Genomic DNA, 21,785 nt, shown 5'->3' with positions numbered 1-21,785 from the left:
GTTATCAGGATGCGAGCGGTACCCATCATCTGAATGTGCTGGATTTCCAACGTCAAATTCGTACTTGCCCGAAACCAGTTGTAGCAATGGTTGCCGGTTATTCTATTGGCGGCGGTCATGTATTACACATGATGTGTGACCTCACTGTTGCTGCTGATAATGCTATTTTCGGCCAGACTGGGCCAAAAGTGGGTTCATTTGATGGTGGTTGGGGTGCGGCATATATGGCTCGCATTGTCGGCCAGAAAAAAGCGCGCGAAATCTGGTTCTTATGCCGTCAGTATGATGCCAAACAAGCATTAGATATGGGACTGGTGAACACGGTAGTACCGCTTGCTGATCTGGAAAAAGAGACAGTGCGCTGGTGTCGTGAAATGCTGCAAAACAGCCCAATGGCACTGCGCTGCTTGAAAGCCGCATTAAATGCCGACTGCGATGGGCAGGCAGGCTTGCAAGAGCTGGCCGGTAACGCCACCATGTTGTTCTATATGACAGATGAAGGTCAGGAAGGGCGTAACGCATTCAATGAGAAACGCCAGCCCGACTTCAGCAAATTCAAGCGTAATCCATAATGCGCGCGGCCACACTTTACCGCTATAGCATCCCGATGGAAGCCGGGGTGATACTGCGGCATCAGCGGCTAAAAAACCGCGATGGATTGTTGGTGAAATTGCAACACGGCGAGCAGACCGGCTGGGGCGAAATTGCTCCCTTGCCGGAGTTTAGCCAGGAAACGTTGCCAGAGGCGCAAGCCGCTGCTATCGCCGAGGTACAGCGCTGGGTGAATGGCGAGGAGCTTAATCTCGGCCCCTTGCCCTCGGTGGCTTTTGGCCTCAGTTGCGCGTTGGCGGAGCTTGAACAATTATTGCCGCTGACGGCGGATTACCGCAAAGCCCCACTGTGTACCGGTGACCCTGATGAGCTGTTCGCCGTGTTACAAGCATTACCGGGCGAGAAAGTTGCCAAGGTGAAAGTTGGGTTATATGAAGCGGTGCGCGATGGCATGATTGTCAATGTGCTGCTGGAGGCTTTACCTGATTTGAAACTGCGGCTGGATGCCAACCGCAGTTGGACGCGGGCTAAAGCAGATGGTTTTGCCAAATATGTTAATCCTGAATTGCGCTCACGCATCGCGTTTCTGGAAGAACCGTGTAAAACCCGCGCTGAATCCCGTGAGTTTGCCCGTGACACCGGCATTGCTATTGCCTGGGATGAAAGTGTGCGCGAGGCGGATTTCCAGGTGGAGGCCGAACCGGGTGTCGCAGCCATTGTCATCAAACCGATGCTGGTGGGCAGTATCGCGCGTTGCCAGCAATTGGTGCAGCAAGCGCATCAAGCAGGATTAGAGGCGGTGATCAGCTCCAGTATTGAGTCGAGTTTGGGGCTGACTCAGTTGGCTCGCCTGGCGGATTGGCTAACCCCAGCAACAGTGCCGGGGCTGGATACATTGAGCCTGATGCAGGCGCAAGTCATCCGCCAGTGGCCGGACAGCACGCTGCCGGTGGTGACTGTCGATCAACTGGACGTGCTATGGCACAGCTAAATGATTGGCCTTGGAAGGATTTATTTCCATGGCAACATTTATTTCCATGGCAACACTGGGCCAATCTGCAACCTCGGGCGACGGCAATTCGCTCGGGGGCGCAACGGATCAGTTGGCAACAGTTAGCCACTGATATTGATAATCTGGCTGCTGGCTTTCAGCAGCAAGGTGTCACCCCCGGTTGTGGCGTGGTGCTGCGCGGTAAAAACAGTTATTCACTGTTGCTGGCGTATCTGGCTGCATTGCAATGCGCCGCGCGTGTTTTACCGCTTAACCCGCAATTGCCAGAGCCCTTACTGGCGCAACTCCTGCCGCAGCTCAATATTGATTTTATGCTGAATCTGGCCGATCCGCTGCCCGCGCAGTTAAGCTTTACCCCACTGAATCTCACGACGGTACATTCGACGGAAAATACCCTGACATGGGATAGCCAACGGCTGGCGACCATGACACTCACCTCCGGCTCCTCCGGCTTACCCAAAGCGGCAGTGCACACATTGGCGGCGCATCTGGCCAGTGCCGACGGCGTGTTGCGATTAATGGATTTCACCGCTAATGATTGCTGGTTGCTATCATTGCCGCTATTTCATGTCTCCGGGCAGGGCATTGTCTGGCGCTGGTTAAGTGCCGGAGCGGCCCTGGCGGTACAAACGGGCGTGTCGTTATCAGACGCACTGGTTGGGTGTAGCCATGCCTCATTGGTACCAACCCAGCTTTGGCGTTTGCTTGAGAATTCAGAACAATCCCTCAGTTTGAAAGAGGTGCTGCTCGGGGGCGCGACTATCCCTACTGCGTTGACTGAGCAAGCCGAAGCGCGCGGAATTCGCTGCTGGTGTGGCTACGGCCTGACGGAGTCAGCTTCAACTGTGTGTGCTAAACGCGCTGATGGTTTGCCTGGTGTTGGTGTCGCACTGGAAGGACGACAGGTGAAATTAGTCGAGGGCGAAGTCTGGGTGAAAGCCGCGTGTCTGGCTGCCGGTTATTGGCAGCAGGGGCAGTTACGGCCTCTCACTGACAGTGATGGTTGGTTCCATACCCGTGATCGTGGTGAATGGCAGCAAGGCGAATTACGTATTCTGGGGCGGCTGGATAATCTATTTTTCAGCGGCGGTGAGGGTATTCAACCTGAGGATATTGAACGAGTTTTACTGCAATATCCGGGAGTACAGCAAGCTTTTGTTATTCCTGTCGCCGATACTGAATTCGGTCACCGGCCCGTAGCTGTAATTGATGCTGATGATTCGGTGAATGACGCCGTATTAGCGGATTGGTTAGCGCCACAGTTAGCGGTGTTCCAGCGCCCGGTGGCTTTTTATCGCCTACCGGGGGAGCTTAAGACCGGGGGGATTAAGGTCTCCCGGCGGGATGTGGCGGATTTTGTGGTTAAGTTAAGTTAAGTTAAGGTGATTTGATTTAGTGATCGGGTTCGGTTGATGATTGTCAGATGATCAGGTTCGGTTGTTAAAGCACCGAGTTAACTTAACCTCCGATGAACCAACCGGTTAAGGGTGTGTGGGCGCACACCCTTAACAATCCCGCGCTTGCGCGAAATATTGCCCTACGGGTAAACCTCCTGCGTTTTTCGGGCTGACGAGCCAGCGCGATTATAGCCTCTTCGAGGCAACCCTTCGGGCCAACGCAAGCGTTGTTCAAAACTGCTACGCAGTGTTGTCGCATCCATGCTCAAGCGCGCTTTTCGCGGGGGTAATTCGTCCCATCCCTGGGACTCACCCCTTCGGGGCCGCTGCTAGCAGCGTTCAAATCTGCTCCCGGCAGATTTGTCCATGCCCGCTCACTCTACCCTCCATCCTTGTCGGCAACATTCCTGATTGCGCTCAACATCAAAAGCTAATTCAAAACCCTGTTTTTAGGTTTTGGAGTTTAAAAGCACATTTGAGCCGCCGAGTGAAGAGTGGAGCAAGGGAAATCCGCCATGGACGGCGGATTTAGGCGTCACGCGGAGGGACCCGCGTAAAGCCGCCCCGTCAGCGTAATGATGAACCGAGGGCACCCACGAAGTGGGCCAGCGATACGTGCGTAAGCGCAGGGGTTCCAAGGGGGTTACGCGCTTGTAACCCCTTTGGCGGTTGAGGCACCTGTAGTTAAGTGAACACCGATCCCATATCAACCGAACCGATTACCTAATCGACTATCAACCGAAATAATGTCCAGTGCTCTAACAACCGAATCGATTACCTAATCAAATCTCAACCGACCCCGCTCACCTAATAGTGATAAACAATAACCCTACTTTAACCCCAGCGCCTTCTTCACCCCTGCACCATAGTCGGGATGAACTTTTTCAAACAAGGCAATCTGACGGCGTTGGATCTCTTCAGGAACCTGTGATAACTCACCGGCAATGCGGGTAAACATCCGCTGATGCTCCTCTGCACTGAGCAAGTTAAACAATGCCCGTGGTTGGGAGTAGTAATCCTCATCTTCCCGGTGATTCCAGTGATCCGCCGCCCCTTCCAGTGTTAATGGTGGCTCGCTGAAATCAGGTTGTTCCTGGAACAGACCAAAGCTGTTTGGCTCATAAGTCGCACCATTACCGCTATTGCCATCAACACGCATTGCGCCGTCGCGATGATAATTATGGAATGGGCATTTAGCACTGTTCACTGGGATCTGATGATGGTTCACACCCAAACGATAGCGAGCTGCGTCACCGTAAGAGAAGAGGCGGCCTTGCAGCATACGGTCAGGAGAGAAACTCACCCCTGGCACCACATTAGCTGGGTTGAATGCCGCTTGTTCAACTTCAGCAAAGTAGTTTTCTGGGTTGCGGTTCAGTTCGAAGAAACCCACATCAATCAATGGGTAGTCGCCGTGCGGCCACACTTTGGTCAGGTCAAATGGGTTATATGGGGTTTGTGATGCTTCATGTTCTGGCATCACCTGAATTTGTAGTTTCCAGCGCGGGAAGTCGCCGCGTTCAATGGCTTCATACAGATCACGTTGAGAACTTTCACGATCCTGACCAACCAGTTTTTCAGCTTCATCATCCATAAGGTTCTCAATGCCTTGCTGGCAGCGGAAATGGAATTTAACCCAAAAACGCTCATTGTTAGCATTGATAAAGCTGAAGGTATGGCTGCCGAATCCGTGCATATGTCGATACGATTTTGGCAAGCCACGGTCACTGAAATCGATAGTGAGCTGGTGTAGCGATTCTGGAAGCTGAGAGAAGAAATCCCATTTATAAGTTGGGTTGCGCAGATTGGTGCGCGGGTCACGTTTAACGACGTGGTTCAGATCCGGGAATTTCAATGGGTCACGTAAATAGAATACCGGCGTATCGTTACCGACCAAATCCCAGTTACCTTCCTCAGTGTAATATTTCATGGCGAAACCACGAATATCACGTTCGGCATCGGCTGCCCCCCGTTCGCCCGCTACCGTTGAGAAACGCACGAACATTTCAGTTTGTTTGCCAATCTCAGCGAAAATTTTTGCGCGAGTATATCGGGTGATGTCGTGGGTAACAGTGAATGTGCCATAAGCACCAGAGCCTTTAGCATGCATGCGGCGTTCGGGGATAACCTCACGATCAAAATGGGCCAGTTTTTCCAGGAACCAGACATCTTGCAGCAACATGGGGCCACGTCGGCCAGCAGTGACAACATTATTATTATCAACGACGGGAGCGCCTGCCGCGGTGGTTAATCCTTTCTTTTTGCTCATCATTTTCTCCAGTATGGCTGTTGAATTGATTGCTTTTCGGGTGTTTTAAAGCATGACATTTTGCCAAAAGTCTGATTGGCAAAATAATAACTTAAACAACATCAGCGAGTTATTCCTTGATCTCCACACTAGTTGTAGCCTTATTGGCGCGATTCAGCAAATAGGCACGCCTTATCGTTATCATTGCTAGCATAAGACATGTCAATTACATGGTCATTTGCAATCATTTGAAATAGTGTTGTATTTAATCGGTTTTTACATGTGTTTATGTGGTTTTTTTCGGTTAAACTCGGGGTGGAAAAACCTGTCAGTGAGAATTGGCTCACAGGTGACATAATGGATAATGAGAGAAGAATATGAATAAATCTTTAGCCGCGTGCGCAGCCGGTCTGCTGCTTGTGGCAGGTTCAGCCAGTGCGATAAGTCTTAATGGTGAAGTGGGTAGTGATTATACCAACCTGGGTTTTGGCATGGGCACTAACACTGGTGGATTGGCTATTAGCGGCAACTGGGCGCGTAGCGATCACGATGGTGATGTCTATGGATTAGGCCTGGGTTTTAACTTACCACTTGGCCCATTGATGGCAACTGTCGGCGGGAAAGGCATTTATATGTCACCAGAAGACGGCAGCAGCGGTGGTGCGGTAGCGATTGGCGGCGGGTTAACTTACCCCATCAACAAATCATTCACTCTGTACGGTGAAGGCTATTTCGCCCCTGAAGAACTGACCAGTGGGATGAAATCATACAGTGAAGCCAACGGCGGCTTGCGCTGGAATGTATTCCGCCCATTAACTGTTGATGTCGGCTATCGTTATATCAATATGGAAGGCAAAGAAGGGCGTCGGGACAACCGCGTTGCGGATGGCGTGTATATCGGCGCTGGTCTGAACTTCTGATTATCCTTCGTCCTTGACGCTACAGCGTTGTTAGCTGCATTCACTCACCCGAATCACTGACATGAGTCAGCTCATCGGGATTTGTTCATTTGCTGCCTAGCTGTAACGCCAATGACTTTGGCTAATATATTGGTGGTGTTGATTAAAGCAGGGCGCACTCCTGACAGGATATGCGCCTTTTTGTATTTATGGGCTGAATTACCCGACTGCGGGTAATGCGCCGGTCACTATTCCCACCTGAATGCCAATCACCAGCACACCACAAGCAAATACTGCGGCCAACGCCGGTTTCCCGCCCCAGACGCGATAATTTCCCTGATGGATTTTGCGCGCTTTCCACGCCAGCATTGCGGGTAGGATTAATGCCAAAACGGATAATGCGACCGCGGCAAAGCCCAGCGCCATAATAAAACCACGTGGGTAAAACAGCGCAAACAGCAGCGGCGGTACAAAGGTAATCGCACCGGTTTGCAGGCGGCCACGCACCGAATTACGGCGTTTAAATAAGTCGGCCAGATAATCAAACAAGCCCAGGGCTACACCCAAGAATGAGGTTGCCAGCGCCAAGTCAGCAAACAAGTGAACTGCCAGCTCAACATGAGGGGAGGCCACCACATCGCGCACGGCTTGCAATAGGCCATTCAAACCGGCTTGCTGCGCCAATATTCCGACAAAAGTATGGGAGGAGATCGCCCCTAATGTTGCTAACTGCCAGAAGATATAAGCAATTAATGGGATAGCACTGCCGATAATAAACACCCAGCGCAGTTTGCGAATATTGCCACCCATATAATTGACAATACTGGGCACGCTGCCATGAAAACCAAATGAGGTGAAAATCACCGGAATAGCAGAAAGCGCTAACCCTTGCTCCAGCGGTAGCGTCAATAAATTGGTTTTTTCGATATGCGGCATCATCAGTGACAGCATGACTATCAGGAAGATAATTTTGGCGCTGAATAAGATGCGGTTAAATAAATCAACCGAATGGGTGCCAATACAGACCACACCGCCGGCCACGAGTGTAAACAATAATACGCCGAGGTAGGTTGGAAACGATTGTTGAGTCCATTGGCTGATGCTGGTTGCCAGTAACTCACCGGCACCGCTGATATAGGCGGCAGTCAGCGCGTACATCAAAAACATCATGCTAAAACCGGTGAGCCATTGCCCCCGATTGCCGAGATAGCGCTTAGCCAAAGTACCAAGTCCGGTATCTGCCGCTTCGTGTTGGTAGACTTCAACCAAAAGCAGCGCGGTGTAACACATTAATACCCAAAGGAAAACTAATAATGCGAGGGTGACACCGAAGCCAACGCCCGCCGCTGCCAGTGGCATTGCCAACATCCCGGCACCAATAGTGGTACCCGCAACGATAAATATACTGCCCAGAGTGCGATTCTTCACGCTTTCCTCTACTACATGACAATTTGTTAGCATGATAAAGTGCAGCAGAGTAAAGGATTGCCCTATTTGTGTCAAATCGACGTTACGCAGGCTGTAAATTATTATTTACAGATTTCAAGGCGCTGAAATATAGACTTTTACCACGGTTATTCATTCTGATAGTGGATAACGATTGTGTTTATATGATTGGCTTTTTAAAGTGAATGCATATCCCCTCATACTTCAAGTTGTATGTGTGTTGGCAGCCTTCCTGCAACTCGAACTATTCTGGGTATAAACGCCAACGGAGAAGAGAATGATCAGAGTTGAGATGTTGAGTACCGGGGATGAAGTGCTACATGGGCAAATTATTGATACCAACGCGGCATGGCTGGCCGATTATTTATTTAATCAGGGGTTGCCGATCAGCAGTCGGGAAACCGTCGGTGATTCACTTTCCGCTCTTATTGAGGTGCTGACGGAACGGAGTCAGGTGGCTGATGTGCTGATTGTTAATGGCGGGCTTGGGCCGACCAGTGACGACTTAAGTGCTTTGGCAGCGGCGCGTGCTGCCGGGACGGAACTGATTGAGCATCCGGAATGGATTGCGCGGATGGAGGCTTTCTTTAAAGAACGCGGCCGCGTGATGTCGTCGACTAACCGTAAACAAGCTCATATTCCGGCGAATGCAGAAATGCTGGATAACCCGGTGGGAACCGCCTGCGGTTTCGCTTTACGGCTCAATAAGTGCCTGATGTTTTTCACTCCAGGTGTTCCATCCGAATTTAAAGTGATGGTTGAACAACAGATTATGCCGCGCTTACGTCAACATTTTGATGTGGCAGAGCCACCATTGTGCTTGCGTATGACCACCTTTGGCCGCTCAGAAAGTGATTTGGCACTCGAGTTAGACTCATTACCGCTTCCGGACGGCGCAGTGCTGGGGTATCGCTCATCTGCCCCTATTATTGAGTTGAAACTCACCGGGCCAGCTTCGCAGCAATCGGCGATGGAAGAGGTTTGGCAGCAGGTTAGGGCGGTTGCGGGAGAAAGTACGATATTCGAAGGCACGCGGGGCTTACCGGCATTGTTGAGTGAGCAATTAACACAACGCGGGTTGTTACTGGCCGTCAGCGAACAATTTACCGGTGGGTTGCTGCACTGGCAATTACAAAGCGCCGCGGCACCCTTGGCTGGGGGCGAGTTGCTACCGGCCCATTGTCAGGAGTCATTAGCCGAGGTGGCGGGCCGTGCCCAGTCATTATCGATGCTGTGTGGTGCACAGGTGGTACTGGCGGTGAGTGCCATGCAGAATGATTGCCTAAGTGTTGCGCTGCATACCCCTGATGGAACTTTTGCCCAGACGGTGCGCTATCAGGCCAGCCGACATGGTTTACGTATCCGTCAGGAAAGCAGCGCCATGCTGGCATTAGATATGTTGCGCCGTTGGATGAAAGGCAGCGCGATTTGTGGTCAGCACGGTTGGCTGGAAGTGGTTGAGATTTTGTAGTTTTCACTGCGGGGTGGTAGCACAACACCGAAAAAGGCAGAGTCAGCCTTTTCCGGTGTTCGCGTGGTTTACTTCACCTGCGCACTTCTAACGTCTTTTCCTGCTTCCCAAATCCGGTATTTCACATCAACGCCCTGCGGCACATAAACCACAATTGGTAAGCGGCTGTTATAGCGCTGCATAGCGGCATCGCCCAGATTGGCGGCGATAAATTGTGGGCGGCGGGTGTTATCCGGGCAAGCCATCATGGTTGAGGCGGGTTCGGAGATTTTATCCATGACCAAATAGTCAAAGCCCCAACCAGACAAGGTTCTGGTTTCCAGATTGCCACCGAGCATATGGCGGTTACAATCAACTTCAATGGTTTTACCGATCAGCAATTCAACTTTGAAGCGGCTTTCGTCCTCTTGTGGCTCGAGGAAAATAACCTGACGGTTCATGCCTTTTTCAGCTTGTGGATAAGGCGCAATCTTCTCTAACGGCTGTTGTTGATTAAGTGGCGGTTCTGTTGCAGCAATAGTGCTGGCAGAGGCGGCCATTAACAGGCTGGTTATGGCGATTGACAGTCTTTTCATCTTTTGTCCCTATGATTTTAATTCCGGATGCAAAATATCATCTATTCAGCAGACTGATTATAGGCAAAATCCGATTGGCTGATTTATCTATCTGCTTAAAGCTCGATTTCAATATCGCCCTTGGGCTGACAACAACAGGGTAGGATCTCGCCAGCCTGGATAAATGCCAGCGGCTGCTGTTGATAGCAGACTTCGCCCTTTAGCAAGCGCAGGCGGCAGGAGCCACAATAGCCAGAGCGACATTGGTATTCGATGGGTACCTGATGATATTCAAGCGTTTCTAGCAAGTTACGGCTGTTAGCGGGGCGGTTAAGTCGAGCACCGGTGGTGCTCAATGTCACGATATCCCCGTCATCTTTCAAGGTGCAGGGGTGTTGGCTGCCATCACTTACCCAAGTCATTGAGTTATCTCAACTCCTTGGGTTCATTTTGTTGCCGCCTGCCTGCAACTCGAAAGCTATTGGGGATGGATTTCATGGGTTACAGCTCGAAATCACTCAGGTCATCAGCGCTGACTTCGGAATCAATCTGACCGACCAGATAAGAACTGACTTCAACTTCCTGTGGCGCAACCTGCACGTTATCAGACACTAACCAAGAGTTTATCCATGGAATAGGGTTGGTGCGGGTATTAAATGGTACACCCAGGCCCACGGCCTGCATGCGGATATTGGTAATATATTCCACATATTGGCACAGGATTTCTTTGTTCAGACCAATCATAGAGCCGTCACGGAACAAATACTCTGCCCACTCTTTTTCTTGCTGCGCGGCCAGAACAAACAGGTTATAGCATTGTTGCTGGCATTCTTCAGCAATTTCAGCCATTTCCGGGTCGTCTTCGCCACTGCGCATCAGATTAAGAATATGTTGAGTACCGGTCAAATGCAGGGCTTCGTCACGGGCAATCATTTTGATGATTTTGGCGTTACCTTCCATCAGTTCGCGCTCGGCAAAGGCAAATGAGCAGGCGAAACTGACATAGAACCGGATGGCTTCCAGCGCATTCACACTCATCAAACACAGATAAAGTTGTTTTTTCAGCTCGCGCAAGTTAACGATGACAGTCTTGCCGTTCACCTGATGGGTACCTTCCCCCAGCAGATGGTAGTAGCTGGTCATCTCAATTAAATCATCATAATAGGCTGAGATATCTTTTGCGCGCTTGAGGATCTCTTCGTTGGTCACGATATCATCAAAAACAATCGACGGGTCGTTAACGATATTACGGATGATATGAGTGTAAGAACGCGAGTGGATGGTTTCTGAAAATGACCAAGTTTCGACCCAGGTTTCCAGCTCAGGAATAGAGATAAGCGGCAACAGGGCGACGTTAGGGCTACGGCCCTGAATGGAGTCCAACAACGTTTGGTATTTCAGATTACTGATAAAAATGTGTTTTTCGTGATCGGGCAGGGCGTTGTAATCGATGCGATCACGGGAAACGTCAATCTCTTCTGGACGCCAGAAAAACGAGAGTTGTTTCTCAATCAGTTTTTCGAAAATAGCGTGTTTTTGTTGGTCGAAACGTGCCACGTTGACGGATTGACCGAAGAACATCGGTTCGAGTAACTGGTTGTTTTTATTTTGTGAAAAAGTGGTATAGGCCATGATTTCCTCAGAGACAGCAAAGGGCAAATGAAGCACGGCCCGCGATGATCGCCTGGACGATAATCGGGCGGGCCTGAACTCAAGATTAGATCTTACATGCACCGCCTTCACAGTCGTCATCACCCGGCTGACTTTGGATATCTTCCTGCACATCATCAGCACCATCACGGGTGTTTTGATAGTAAAGGGTTTTTACGCCAAATTTGTAGGTGGTGAGCAAATCTTTCAGCAACTGCTTCATCGGCACTTTGCCTGACGGGAAGCGGGTTGGGTCATAATTGGTATTAGCTGAAATTGCCTGGTCGACGAATTTCTGCATCAAACCAACCAGTTGCAGATAACCATCGTTATTCGGCATCTCCCACAGCAGTTCATAAGCCTCTTTCAAGCGCTCATATTCAGGGACAACCTGACGCAGAATACCATCTTTCGAGGCTTTGATACTGACATAACCCCGTGGCGGTTCAATACCATTGGTGGCATTGGAGATCTGCGAGGATGTCTCGGAAGGCATCAGCGCTGACAGCGTGGAGTTACGCAGGCCGTGAGTTTGGATGTCCTTGCGCAGCGTTTCCCAATCGTAATGCAAAGGTTCGTCGCTGATGGTATCCAAATCTTTCTTATAGGTATCAATCGGCAAAATACCCTGCGAATAGGTGGTTTCATTAAACCACTGGCAAGCACCTTGTTCACGGGCTAGCGCATTCGACGCTTTCAGCAAATAGTACTGAATAGCCTCAAAGGTGCGGTGAGTCAGGTTGTTGGCGCTGCCATCGGAGTAACGAACACCATTTTTCGCCAAATAATAGGCAAAGTTAATCACACCGATACCCAAGGTACGGCGGCCCATGGCACCACGTTTTGCTGCGGCAATCGGGTAATCCTGATAATCCAGCAATGCATCCAGAGCACGCACTGCCAGCACTGCCAAGTCTTCTAAATCATCAAGGCTATCAATTGCACCCAAGTTGAACGCCGACAAGGTACAGAGCGCGATTTCACCATTTTCGTCGTTAATATCATTCAACGGCTTGGTTGGCAACGCAATTTCCAGACACAGGTTTGACTGGCGCACTGGCGCAATTTTCGGGTCAAACGGGCTGTGGGTGTTGCAGTGATCCACGTTCTGAATATAGATACGGCCAGTGGAAGCACGCTCTTGCATCATCAGGGAGAATAACTCAACCGCTTTCACCCGCTGCTTGCGGATGCTGCTATCTTGCTCATATTTAACATAAAGGCGCTCAAACTCGTCTTGATCGGCGAAGAACGCGTCATACAGGCCCGGAACATCGGATGGGCTGAACAAGGTGATGTCTTCGCCTTTCAGCAAGCGCTGATACATCAGTTTGTTGATTTGTACGCCGTAATCCATATGACGCACGCGGTTGCCTTCAACACCACGGTTGTTTTTCAGCACCAACAGGCTTTCAACTTCCAAGTGCCACATTGGGTAGAATAGGGTGGCCGCACCACCACGGACACCCCCCTGCGAACAGGATTTCACCGCAGTTTGGAAGTGTTTATAGAACGGAATACAACCGGTATGGAACGCTTCACCGCCGCGAATTGGGCTGCCCAGAGCACGGATACGACCCGCATTGATGCCGATACCGGCGCGTTGTGACACATATTTCACAATGGCGCTGGAAGTGGCATTGATAGAATCCAGGCTGTCGCCGCACTCAATCAACACACAAGAGCTGAACTGGCGGGTTGGGGTGCGCACGCCGGACATAATTGGCGTCGGCAATGAAATCTTGAAGGTAGAAATCGCATCATAGAAACGCTTGATGTAATCCATCCGAGTTTCACGCGGGTAATTAGAGAACAAGCAGGCGGAAACCAGAATGTACAGGAATTGGGCACTTTCATAGATCTCGCCGCTAACGCGGTTTTGCACCAAATATTTACCTTCCAATTGCTTAACAGCAGCATAGGAGAAGTTCATATCGCGCCAATGGTCGATGAAAGTGTCCATCTGTTCAAATTCTTCTGCGGTGTAGTCTTCCAGCAGATGTTTATCGTATTTACCCATATCCACCATTTTCGTCACATGGGCGAATAATTTCGGTGGTTCAAACTGACCATAGGCTTTTTTGCGCAGATGGAAGATAGCCAGACGTGCGGCCAGATATTGGTAATCCGGTGCATCGCGCGAGATCAAATCTGCGGCAGCTTTGATGATGGTTTCGTGGATATCAGCGGTTTTGATACCATCATAAAATTGAATGTGTGAACGCAATTCTACTTGAGATACTGAGACGTTATGCAAACCTTCTGCGGCCCAGTCGATGACCCGGTGGATTTTATCCAGATTGATGCGTTCTTTACTGCCATCGCGTTTAGTAACAAGTAGGCTTTGGTTCATGTGTTCGTGACCTTTTTTCCCCTTACTATGTATGTACACAACACAAAATTACGCTCTCCATGATTGAGATAATCATTGAGGCCGTAGTGTATTGTTCAGTATGTAAACACAATATATAGGGGGTGGGTAGTAGATAGATAACAAGATAGTGAGTATTAAGACTTTTGGCAAGTGGACAACATTGGACAATTTTGTGGATAAGGTGGGGGTGAATTGTTACGAAAGGCTTACAGGCTGCGTCATTACTGGTGCCCGCAGTCCGACACTCTGGGGGATAAAATTTTACTGAAAATCTTAAAATCATGATCGTTTGCCGGTTTATTAAACATTAGAAAAAAACGGCATAAATGAGGTTAATGGCAAAGTGCCAGCGGCGGTGAGAACAGGCGGATCGTAAAGACGCCGTCAATACATCCATGTAGGCTCGAACCGCGCCCTCCCTGGCGCGGACGCTTTACTCTTCCGCCTATCCTCTCCTACTCGAGATCGAGTCATCGGGGTTTGTCAGCCGCCTGTTCTTCTTTACCTAATAGTGGTGAACTTATTCGCTATCCCGTTGTGTGTGCACCATATAATTCACATCAACATTGCGGCCCAGCTTGAAATGGTCTGTTATCGGATTGTAATGCAAGCCAATAATATGGCGTTCACGCAGTGGCGTTTGGTCAACCCAGCCGATAAGTTCTGACGGGCGAATAAACTTTTTCGAATCATGGGTCCCTTTCGGTACCATCTTCAAGACATATTCAGCGCCAACCACGGCCATTAGCCATGATTTGGTATTGCGATTAATGGTCGAAAAGAAAACGTGGCCACCGGGTTTGACCAATTGAGCGCAAGCGCGAATAACAGAGGCAGGGTCTGGAACGTGCTCAAGCATCTCCATACAGGTCACAACATCGTAATACTGCGGGTGCTTTTGTGCATGGCTTTCAACCGTTTCCTGAACATAATCGAGCTGAGTGCCGGTCTCCAGTGCATGCAGTCGAGCCACTTGCAGCGGTTCGTACCCCATATCCAGCCCGGTAACCTGCGCACCTTCACGCGCCATGCTTTCAGCTAAAATGCCACCACCACAACCGACATCCAGCACTTTCTTATCGAAAATACCGCCAGCGCGTTGCAAAATGTAATCGAGACGCAGTGGGTTGATGCGGTGCAGAGGTTTAAATTCACCTTCTAAATCCCACCAGCGGGAGGCAACTGCTTCAAATTTAGCAATTTCTTGTTCATCGACATTATGATGGGGGGCTGTGGTATCTATTGGCATGACGATTTCTCACTGTTTTATTTCTTTGCGCAGATTATACATGTTCCCTGTCAATTGGCGCAGTTTTGTCGATAAGGCCTAAGCGCCAGAGTGGTTTCGATAATCATCATGTAGTTTCGCCAAAATCAGGGTTTTGTGATATAGTTTCGTACCTTTAAATCCGGTAATTAGTAGAGGGATAGCGGCTCAATGAGCGACCTTGCCAGAGAAATAACACCGGTCAACATCGAGGAAGAGCTGAAAAGCTCCTATCTGGATTATGCGATGTCCGTTATTGTCGGACGTGCGTTACCAGATGTCCGGGATGGACTGAAACCGGTGCACCGTCGCGTACTGTATGCGATGAATGTACTGGGTAATGACTGGAATAAACCATATAAAAAATCGGCCCGTGTAGTCGGGGACGTTATCGGTAAATATCACCCGCATGGTGACAGCGCGGTCTACGACACAATAGTGCGTATGGCCCAGCCGTTCTCACTGCGCTATATGCTGGTGGATGGGCAGGGTAACTTCGGTTCCGTTGATGGCGACTCCGCCGCAGCGATGCGTTATACCGAAATTCGTATGTCTAAAATTGCTCACGAATTGTTAGCGGACTTAGAAAAAGATACCGTTGACTTCGTGCCGAACTATGACGGTACGGAGCAAATTCCTGCCGTAATGCCGACCCGAATCCCTAACTTGCTGGTTAACGGCTCGTCAGGTATCGCCGTCGGGATGGCAACCAATATTCCGCCGCATAACCTTTCTGAGGTTATTGATGGCTGTCTGGCCTATATCGAAGATGAAAACATCACCATTGAAGGATTGATGGAGTACATCCCGGGGCCCGATTTCCCTACTGCGGCGATTATCAATGGTCGTCGTGGTATTGAAGAAGCTTATCGTACTGGCCGCGGCAAGGTGTATATCCGTGCCCGTGCTGAAGTTGAAGCTGACGCGAAAACTGGCCGCGAAACCATTATTGTTCACGAGATCCCGTATCAGGTGAACAAAGCGCGGTTGATCGAAAAAATCGCCGAGCTGGTGAAAGAAAAGCGTGTAGAAGGCATCAGTGCGTTACGTGATGAGTCAGATAAAGACGGCATGCGTATCGTGATTGAAATCAAGCGTGATGCTGTTGGGGAAGTGGTTCTGAATAACCTCTACTCTCTGACGCAATTGCAGGTGACTTTCGGTATCAATATGGTGGCTCTGTCTCAAGGGCAGCCTAAATTGCTTAACCTGAAAGACATTTTGGTTGCTTTCGTGCGCCACCGCCGTGAAGTGGTGACTCGCCGTACCATTTTCGAACTGCGTAAAGCACGTGACCGCGCGCATATCCTTGAAGCGCTGGCGATTGCATTGGCTAATATCGATCCGATTATCGAATTGATCCGCCGAGCACCAACACCTGCCGAAGCGAAAACCGGTTTGATTGCCCAATCATGGGAATTAGGTAACGTTGCGTCAATGCTGGATCGTGCCGGTGGTGATGCTGCCCGCCCTGAATGGCTGGAAGCTGAGTTCGGTATCCGTGACGGCAAATATTACCTCACCGAGCAGCAAGCTCAGGCGATTTTGGATCTGCGTTTGCAGAAACTGACCGGCCTGGAGCATGAAAAACTGCTGGATGAGTATAAAGAGCTGCTGACCGTCATTGCCGAGCTGATCTTTATTCTGGAAAATCCAGAGCGCTTGATGGAAGTTATCCGCGAAGAGTTAGTGGCTATTAAAGAGCAATATAACGATGCGCGTCGTACTGAAATCACGGCGAATACCTCTGACATTAATATTGAAGATCTGATTAATCAGGAAGATGTGGTCGTGACCTTGTCCCATCAGGGCTATGTTAAATACCAACCTTTGTCTGATTACGAAGCGCAACGTCGTGGTGGTAAAGGTAAATCGGCTGCGCGTATCAAAGAAGAAGACTTCATTGATCGCCTGCTGGTCGCCAACACCCACGATACTATTTTGTGCTTCTCCAGCCGTGGCCGTCTCTATTGGATGAAGGTTTATCAGCTGCCGGAAGCCAGTCGTGGGGCGCGTGGTCGTCCGATCGTCAACTTGTTGCCGCTGGAGCCAAATGAGCGTATTACCGCCATTCTGCCGGTGCGGGAATACGAAGAAGGTCGTCACATCTTTATGGCTACCGCCAGCGGTACCGTGAAGAAAACCGCACTGACCGAGTTTAGCCGCCCACGCAGTGCCGGTATTATTGCCGTCAATCTGAATGAAGGCGATGAACTGATTGGTGTTGATCTGACCGATGGCACTAACGAAGTCATGCTGTTCTCTGCATTGGGTAAAGTGGTTCGCTTCCCTGAATCGCAGGTCCGTTCGATGGGCCGTACTGCGACCGGTGTCCGCGGTATCAACCTCAATGGCGACGATCGGGTTATTTCTCTTATCATCCCTCGTGGTGATGGCGAAATCCTGACTGTGACTGAAAACGGTTACGGTAAACGTACCGCAGTGGAAGAATATCCAACCAAGTCTCGTGCGACTCAGGGGGTTATCTCCATTAAAGTCAGTGAGCGTAATGGTAAGGTTGTTGGGGCGGTACAAGTCGCGCCGACTGACCAAATCATGATGATCACCGATGCCGGTACACTGGTACGTACCCGCGTATCAGAGGTGAGTGTTGTGGGGCGTAATACCCAGGGTGTGACACTTATCCGTACCGCTGAAGATGAGCATGTCGTTGGTCTGCAACGTGTTGCTGAACCGGAAGAGGATGATGACATCCTTGAGGGTGAATCATTAGAAGGTGAGGAGGGCAGTGAGGATGATGCTGCACTGAATGCACCCGAAGATGAAGATGCTGCTGACGAAGCAGAAGACGATGACAACGCGTAATGCGTAGATGAAATAGGAGCCAGCTTACGAGCTGGCTTTTTTATGCCGGCTTTTTAATGAGTCGAGGGTAGTGTATTCTGTAAACCACGCAGCCTGCCCGGCGATGCTTTCATCATGGTATCCGATTGAAATATCTTTCTTCATTTCGCACGACACTGAAAATCTCCCGTTACCTATTTCGGGTGTTGGCGGTCATGTTATGGTCACTTGGCGCATTGTTAACCACTTTTTATATCCTGAACATCCTTAACGAGAAAAAATCCGATATTCGTCAGGAATATAATACTAGCTTCGAGCAGGCGCAGAACTACATTAGGCACTCTTCCGACATTATTCGTGATATCAAATATATGGCGGAAAACAGGCTCAATCACAATACCGCGAGCAGTGACGTTGCAGCGGGCGCTTTTATCAAAAATAAAGCCACGCCCAAATATTACCCACTCAATCCAGACGCTGATTGTGCCACACTTAATTCGTCTCGCCATTCATCATTAGATTCTCTCAGTAACCTTATTTTGTATTGGAAAGAGAACTTTGCCGCCGCTTATGATCTTAATCGGATATTTTTTATTGGCAGTGACACCATGTGCATGGTGGACTTCGACATTAGAAATGTGCCGATGGAGCAAGAAAGTCTGCTTAAGTCGTTGAATGAGCATATTGCACGGTATCGTGAGGCAAATAATCAAGATAAAGACAGCCCGTTATATTGGATAGTCCCCGGTGTGCGCCCTGAAATAGGCACCTTGTATGTGCTTAGCCCGCTTTATGCGGGGAATAAGCTAGAAGCATTAGTGGGTACGGAACAGACTATTCGGTTGGAGGATTTTATCTCTTCTGGACCATTGCCCATTGGCGTGACTTTGCTGGATCAAAACAATGAGCCTGTATTGCGCCTGGCAACGGGGGAGCGCTATGCTTCGATATTAGATGATTATCCAGACTCGCCATCTTATTTTGGTTATGTGGATGATTACAATTATCTGCTGCTGAAAAAGAATTTACTGCCATCCCCACTCAGTATTGCCTATTCCTTGCCGGTCAAAACCATAATAGAGATATTCAAGCTACTTATTTTCAATGCGCTATTACTGAATGCATTGTCTGCTGTGGTGATATTTACCCTGGCCTGGTTGTTTGAGCGAAAAATGTTCCACCCGGCGGAAGATAATGCGTTGCGATTAGAAGAACATGAACAATTTAATCGTAAAATTGTGGCCTCTGCACCGGTGGGGATTTCCATTTTGCGGATCAGTGACGGCACCAATATCCTCAGTAATGAGCTCGCGCATAACTATATTAATTTGCTGACCAATGAGGATCGCGAACGTATTACTCGTATTATTTGCGAGCAACAGGCGAATTTTGTCGATGTGATGACCAGTAATAACAACAATCTGCAAATCAGCTTCGTCCACTCCCGTTACCGTAATGAAGATGTAGCGATTTGTGTACTGGTGGATGTCAGTTCACGTGTAAAAATGGAAGAGTCATTGCAGGAAATGGCGGCAGCGGCGGAGCAAGCCAGCCAATCGAAATCGATGTTTTTGGCCACGGTCAGCCACGAACTGCGAACGCCCCTGTATGGCATTATTGGTAACCTCGATTTACTGCAAACCAAGGAATTACCTCACGGCGTTGAGCGGTTAGTGACGGCGATGAACAATTCATCCGGGCTATTGCTCAAAATCATCAGTGATATTCTTGATTTTTCTAAAATAGAATCCGAGCAACTGAAGATTGAGCCAAGTGAGTTTTCTACCGTCGAAGTGATAACACATATCACAGCGAACTATTTACCGCTGGTGGTGAAAAAGCGTTTAGGCCTTTACTGTTTTATTGAAGCTGATGTTCCGCGGCTGATGGTGGGTGATGCGGTTCGCCTACAGCAAGTGATTTCCAATTTGCTGAATAATGCCATCAAATTTACCGACACGGGCTGCATCACTTTGCAGGTGAGGGTACGTGGCTATTATCTGGAGTTCCGCGTGCGTGATACCGGTGTGGGTATAAATTCACGTGAGATAAATCAGCTATTTGATCCTTTCTTCCAGGTGGGAACGGGGGTACAGCGCCATTTCCAGGGAACCGGATTAGGGTTGGCAATTTGTGAGAAATTGGTCAACTTGATGGACGGGGATGTTGAAGTGATTTCAGAGCTGGGGATGGGCAGTATTTTTGCTATTCGTATTCCCTTGTATTTGAAAGAAGATCAGCATCATCTCCAAAATGCAGTCTTGCCGAAGAGTGATCGTTGGCAAGGGAGAATACTGTGGCTGGATATCCGTAATGCGCGTCTTGAGAGCTATTTACTCGATCTGTTAGGTCACTTCGGTGCGACTATCCAACGCTATAGCAATGAGCAAACATTGCAGGATCAAGTGCTTATCTGTGATTATTTACCACAAATAAACGCACCGTTATCGACGTGGATTCAGTTATCCATTGAACATATTGGTTTACCACATGAGACTCGACCAGGTTATTGGTTGCTAAGTACATCCACGTTACTGGAAATCATCCCATTATTGGATCGCATATTACTGGATCAGCGAGTCGTTGAAGACACACCACTGGCGTTACCCACACCGAAAACCAATCCGGATGAGAATGCTGATCTGCATATTCTGGTCGTGGATGACCACCCGATTAACCGGCGGTTGTTGGCAGATCAACTGACCACTTTAGGTTTTCAGGTCATTACAGCGAATGATGGGTTGGATGCTCTGGCGGTGTTGAATGCCAATAGTGTCGATATAGTGCTGACTGATGTGAATATGCCGAATATGGATGGCTATCGCCTGACTCATCGCCTGCGAGAATTAAATCATAACTTCCCGGTGATTGGTGTTACGGCTAATGCTTTGGCTGAGGGTAAGCAGCGCTGCATCGAAGCGGGTATGGATAACTGTTTATCTAAGCCGGTAACATTAGAGACTTTGCGCCAGATGTTGCGATATTATGGTGATAAGGTGCGAAAAACCCGCTAAAGCCTTTGTACTTGAAGCTACAGGGGTGTTAGCTGCACTCGCTCACCCGAATCACTTACTTGAGTAAGCTCATCGGGATTTTCTCGTTTGCTGCCTACCTGTAACTTCAATTACTTGGCTTTACGGGGAGTGATCACGATAGTTGATGGACTTATAGATATGAATAAACCCGGCACTGCAGGGCAATGCCGGGTTGGGGAACAGAAATTATTCTTTGTCTTGGCCAATAGTGACAGAGGAAAGGTAGTTTAGCAGGGCTATATCATTATCCACGCCCAGTTTCAGCATCGCTGATTTCTTCTGGCTACTGATAGTTTTGATGCTGCGATTCAATTTTCTGGCAATTTCAGTCACCAGGAAACCTTCAGCAAATAACCGTAAAACTTCACTTTCTTTCGGTGAAAGACGTTTGTCACCGTAGCCATTAGCGCTGATTTTCTCCAGCAGTTTAGCCACACTTTCTGGGGTGAATTTTTTCCCTTTCTGTAATGCTGCCAAAGCTTTAGGTAAATCAGCAGGAGCGCCTTGCTTTAGTACAATCCCATCAATATCCAAGTCTAAAACTGAGCTGAGAATAGCGGGGTTATTATTCATTGTTAGTACAATTATGGCTAAATCCGGGTAATGCCGTTTTATATATTTTATCAATGTGATGCCATCACCGTACTTATCTCCAGGCATGGAGAGGTCGGTAATTAGCACGTTGGCATCAAGTTTAGACAAATTGTTAATGAGCGCTGTGGAGTCTTCAAACTCCCCAACAACATTTACCCACTCAATTTGCTCAAGTGACTTTCGGATGCCAAACAACACAATAGGGTGGTCATCAGCAATAATTACATTAAGGTTGTTCATGGTTATGGGTTACCTTGCTGCAACAGTCTGGTGATGAAAGAATCAATTTGACTGATGCTATTTTCGATCTTCAACCGATCGCCATCTGCGATATGCTGTTCTAATGTTTCACATAGTTGTTTGCCGATAAGCAAATTCAACATAGCAAATACGCCTTTCAATCGATGTGCGGTCTGCGAAAGCGATATGAAATCACGTTGCTGAAGTTCAGTATACAGTTTCTTCAGATCTACCGGTACTG

The 21,785-nt window shown here is 49.0% G+C and carries 16 protein-coding genes and 1 pseudogene; 7 read left to right on the top strand and 10 right to left on the bottom strand.

Going from position 1 to position 21,785, the window contains the following annotated elements:
• From menB to menE, 3 genes are all read left to right on the top strand, one after another.
• Window positions 1-572 (top strand): 1,4-dihydroxy-2-naphthoyl-CoA synthase (gene menB / locus ACNSO8_RS14765; RefSeq protein ID WP_418395093.1); only part of this gene is annotated, 572 nt, incomplete at its 5' end.
• A complete protein-coding gene (gene menC, locus ACNSO8_RS14760) occupies window positions 572-1,543 on the top strand; it encodes an o-succinylbenzoate synthase (RefSeq protein ID WP_418395092.1) in 972 nt (323 codons plus the stop codon). The genes menB and menC, both read left to right, overlap by 1 nt.
• Window positions 1,531-2,940 (top strand): o-succinylbenzoate--CoA ligase, encoded by a 1,410-nt coding sequence (gene menE / locus ACNSO8_RS14755; RefSeq protein ID WP_418395091.1) that lies wholly within the window; start codon window positions 1,531-1,533, stop codon window positions 2,938-2,940. The genes menC and menE overlap by 13 nt, the downstream gene beginning before the upstream one ends.
• An 850-nt stretch (window positions 2,941-3,790) precedes the next feature.
• Here menE and katA read toward each other — a convergent pair.
• A complete protein-coding gene (gene katA, locus ACNSO8_RS14750; protein ID WP_418395090.1) occupies window positions 3,791-5,230 on the bottom strand; it encodes a catalase KatA in 1,440 nt (479 codons plus the stop codon).
• Window positions 5,231-5,586: 356 nt separating this feature from the next.
• Here katA and ACNSO8_RS14745 point away from each other — a divergent pair, with 356 nt between their 5' ends.
• A complete protein-coding gene (locus ACNSO8_RS14745; RefSeq protein ID WP_418395089.1) occupies window positions 5,587-6,129 on the top strand; it encodes a YfaZ family outer membrane protein in 543 nt (180 codons plus the stop codon).
• A gap of 198 nt (window positions 6,130-6,327) precedes the next feature.
• Here ACNSO8_RS14745 and tyrP read toward each other — a convergent pair whose 3' ends face one another.
• Entirely contained in the window at window positions 6,328-7,536 is a 1,209-nt protein-coding gene (tyrP, locus tag ACNSO8_RS14740) for a tyrosine transporter TyrP (RefSeq protein WP_019082042.1), read from the bottom strand.
• A gap of 295 nt (window positions 7,537-7,831) precedes the next feature.
• Here tyrP and ACNSO8_RS14735 point away from each other — a divergent pair, with 295 nt between their 5' ends.
• Window positions 7,832-9,025, top strand: coding sequence for a nicotinamide mononucleotide deamidase-related protein YfaY (locus ACNSO8_RS14735; RefSeq protein WP_418395088.1), 1,194 nt, complete (start codon window positions 7,832-7,834; stop codon window positions 9,023-9,025).
• 68 nt (window positions 9,026-9,093) lie between these two features.
• Here ACNSO8_RS14735 and eco read toward each other — a convergent pair whose 3' ends face one another.
• The 6 genes and pseudogenes from eco to ubiG all read right to left on the bottom strand — a co-directional run bounded on the left by eco (window position 9,094) and on the right by ubiG (window position 14,852).
• Window positions 9,094-9,600, bottom strand: a complete 507-nt coding sequence (gene eco, locus ACNSO8_RS14730) for a serine protease inhibitor ecotin (protein WP_418395087.1) — start codon at window positions 9,598-9,600, stop codon at window positions 9,094-9,096.
• A 95-nt stretch (window positions 9,601-9,695) separates the two neighbouring features.
• Window positions 9,696-10,001, bottom strand: coding sequence for a class I ribonucleotide reductase maintenance protein YfaE (gene yfaE, locus ACNSO8_RS14725; RefSeq protein ID WP_418395086.1), 306 nt, complete (start codon window positions 9,999-10,001; stop codon window positions 9,696-9,698).
• 79 nt (window positions 10,002-10,080) lie between these two features.
• A complete protein-coding gene (nrdB, locus tag ACNSO8_RS14720; protein ID WP_418395085.1) occupies window positions 10,081-11,211 on the bottom strand; it encodes a class Ia ribonucleoside-diphosphate reductase subunit beta in 1,131 nt (376 codons plus the stop codon).
• Between the two features lie 85 nt (window positions 11,212-11,296).
• On the bottom strand, window positions 11,297-13,582 hold the full coding sequence (nrdA, locus tag ACNSO8_RS14715; protein WP_418395084.1) for a class 1a ribonucleoside-diphosphate reductase subunit alpha: 2,286 nt from the start codon (window positions 13,580-13,582) through the stop codon (window positions 11,297-11,299).
• 349 nt (window positions 13,583-13,931) lie between these two features.
• A pseudogene (locus ACNSO8_RS14710) lies at window positions 13,932-14,000 on the bottom strand (gluconate 5-dehydrogenase); the annotation flags it as partial.
• A gap of 123 nt (window positions 14,001-14,123) precedes the next feature.
• Complete coding sequence (ubiG, locus tag ACNSO8_RS14705) at window positions 14,124-14,852, bottom strand: bifunctional 2-polyprenyl-6-hydroxyphenol methylase/3-demethylubiquinol 3-O-methyltransferase UbiG (RefSeq protein WP_418395083.1); 729 nt, start codon at window positions 14,850-14,852, stop codon at window positions 14,124-14,126.
• Window positions 14,853-15,041: 189 nt separating this feature from the next.
• Here ubiG and gyrA point away from each other — a divergent pair, with 189 nt between their 5' ends.
• Window positions 15,042-17,696: a DNA topoisomerase (ATP-hydrolyzing) subunit A gene (gene gyrA, locus ACNSO8_RS14700; protein WP_418395082.1), complete on the top strand. Its 2,655-nt coding sequence runs from the start codon at window positions 15,042-15,044 to the stop codon at window positions 17,694-17,696.
• Between the two features lie 125 nt (window positions 17,697-17,821).
• The gene (rcsC, locus tag ACNSO8_RS14695; protein WP_418395081.1) at window positions 17,822-20,689 is read left to right on the top strand and encodes a two-component system sensor histidine kinase RcsC; all 2,868 of its coding nucleotides are present in this window, start codon (window positions 17,822-17,824) and stop codon (window positions 20,687-20,689) included.
• Window positions 20,690-20,896: 207 nt separating this feature from the next.
• Here rcsC and rcsB read toward each other — a convergent pair whose 3' ends face one another.
• Together rcsB and ACNSO8_RS14685 are read right to left on the bottom strand one after the other, a co-directional pair.
• Window positions 20,897-21,544: a response regulator transcription factor RcsB gene (rcsB, locus tag ACNSO8_RS14690; RefSeq protein ID WP_004389433.1), complete on the bottom strand. Its 648-nt coding sequence runs from the start codon at window positions 21,542-21,544 to the stop codon at window positions 20,897-20,899.
• 2 nt (window positions 21,545-21,546) lie between these two features.
• A partial coding sequence (locus tag ACNSO8_RS14685) for an Hpt domain-containing protein (protein ID WP_418395080.1) occupies window positions 21,547-21,785 on the bottom strand: 239 nt, incomplete at its 5' end.

Source organism: Yersinia sp. LJYL362 (assembly GCF_048323875.1).
The sequence above is the reverse complement of the archived record's forward strand: the minus strand, read 5'-3'. Positions and strand labels throughout refer to the sequence as shown.

What these genes read in the sequence shown, in the direction of transcription:
- nrdB (WP_418395085.1), bottom strand. Translation starts at nt 11,211, where the DNA reads ATGGCCTATACCACTTTTTCACAAAATAAAAACAACCAGTTACTCGAA.
- katA (WP_418395090.1), bottom strand. Translation starts at nt 5,230, where the DNA reads ATGAGCAAAAAGAAAGGATTAACCACCGCGGCAGGCGCTCCCGTCGTT.
- menE (WP_418395091.1), top strand. Translation starts at nt 1,531, where the DNA reads ATGGCACAGCTAAATGATTGGCCTTGGAAGGATTTATTTCCATGGCAA.
- yfaE (WP_418395086.1), bottom strand. Translation starts at nt 10,001, where the DNA reads ATGACTTGGGTAAGTGATGGCAGCCAACACCCCTGCACCTTGAAAGAT.
- ubiG (WP_418395083.1), bottom strand. Translation starts at nt 14,852, where the DNA reads ATGCCAATAGATACCACAGCCCCCCATCATAATGTCGATGAACAAGAA.
- rcsB (WP_004389433.1), bottom strand. Translation starts at nt 21,544, where the DNA reads ATGAACAACCTTAATGTAATTATTGCTGATGACCACCCTATTGTGTTG.
- ACNSO8_RS14745 (WP_418395089.1), top strand. Translation starts at nt 5,587, where the DNA reads ATGAATAAATCTTTAGCCGCGTGCGCAGCCGGTCTGCTGCTTGTGGCA.
- menC (WP_418395092.1), top strand. Translation starts at nt 572, where the DNA reads ATGCGCGCGGCCACACTTTACCGCTATAGCATCCCGATGGAAGCCGGG.
- ACNSO8_RS14735 (WP_418395088.1), top strand. Translation starts at nt 7,832, where the DNA reads ATGATCAGAGTTGAGATGTTGAGTACCGGGGATGAAGTGCTACATGGG.
- eco (WP_418395087.1), bottom strand. Translation starts at nt 9,600, where the DNA reads ATGAAAAGACTGTCAATCGCCATAACCAGCCTGTTAATGGCCGCCTCT.
- nrdA (WP_418395084.1), bottom strand. Translation starts at nt 13,582, where the DNA reads ATGAACCAAAGCCTACTTGTTACTAAACGCGATGGCAGTAAAGAACGC.
- gyrA (WP_418395082.1), top strand. Translation starts at nt 15,042, where the DNA reads ATGAGCGACCTTGCCAGAGAAATAACACCGGTCAACATCGAGGAAGAG.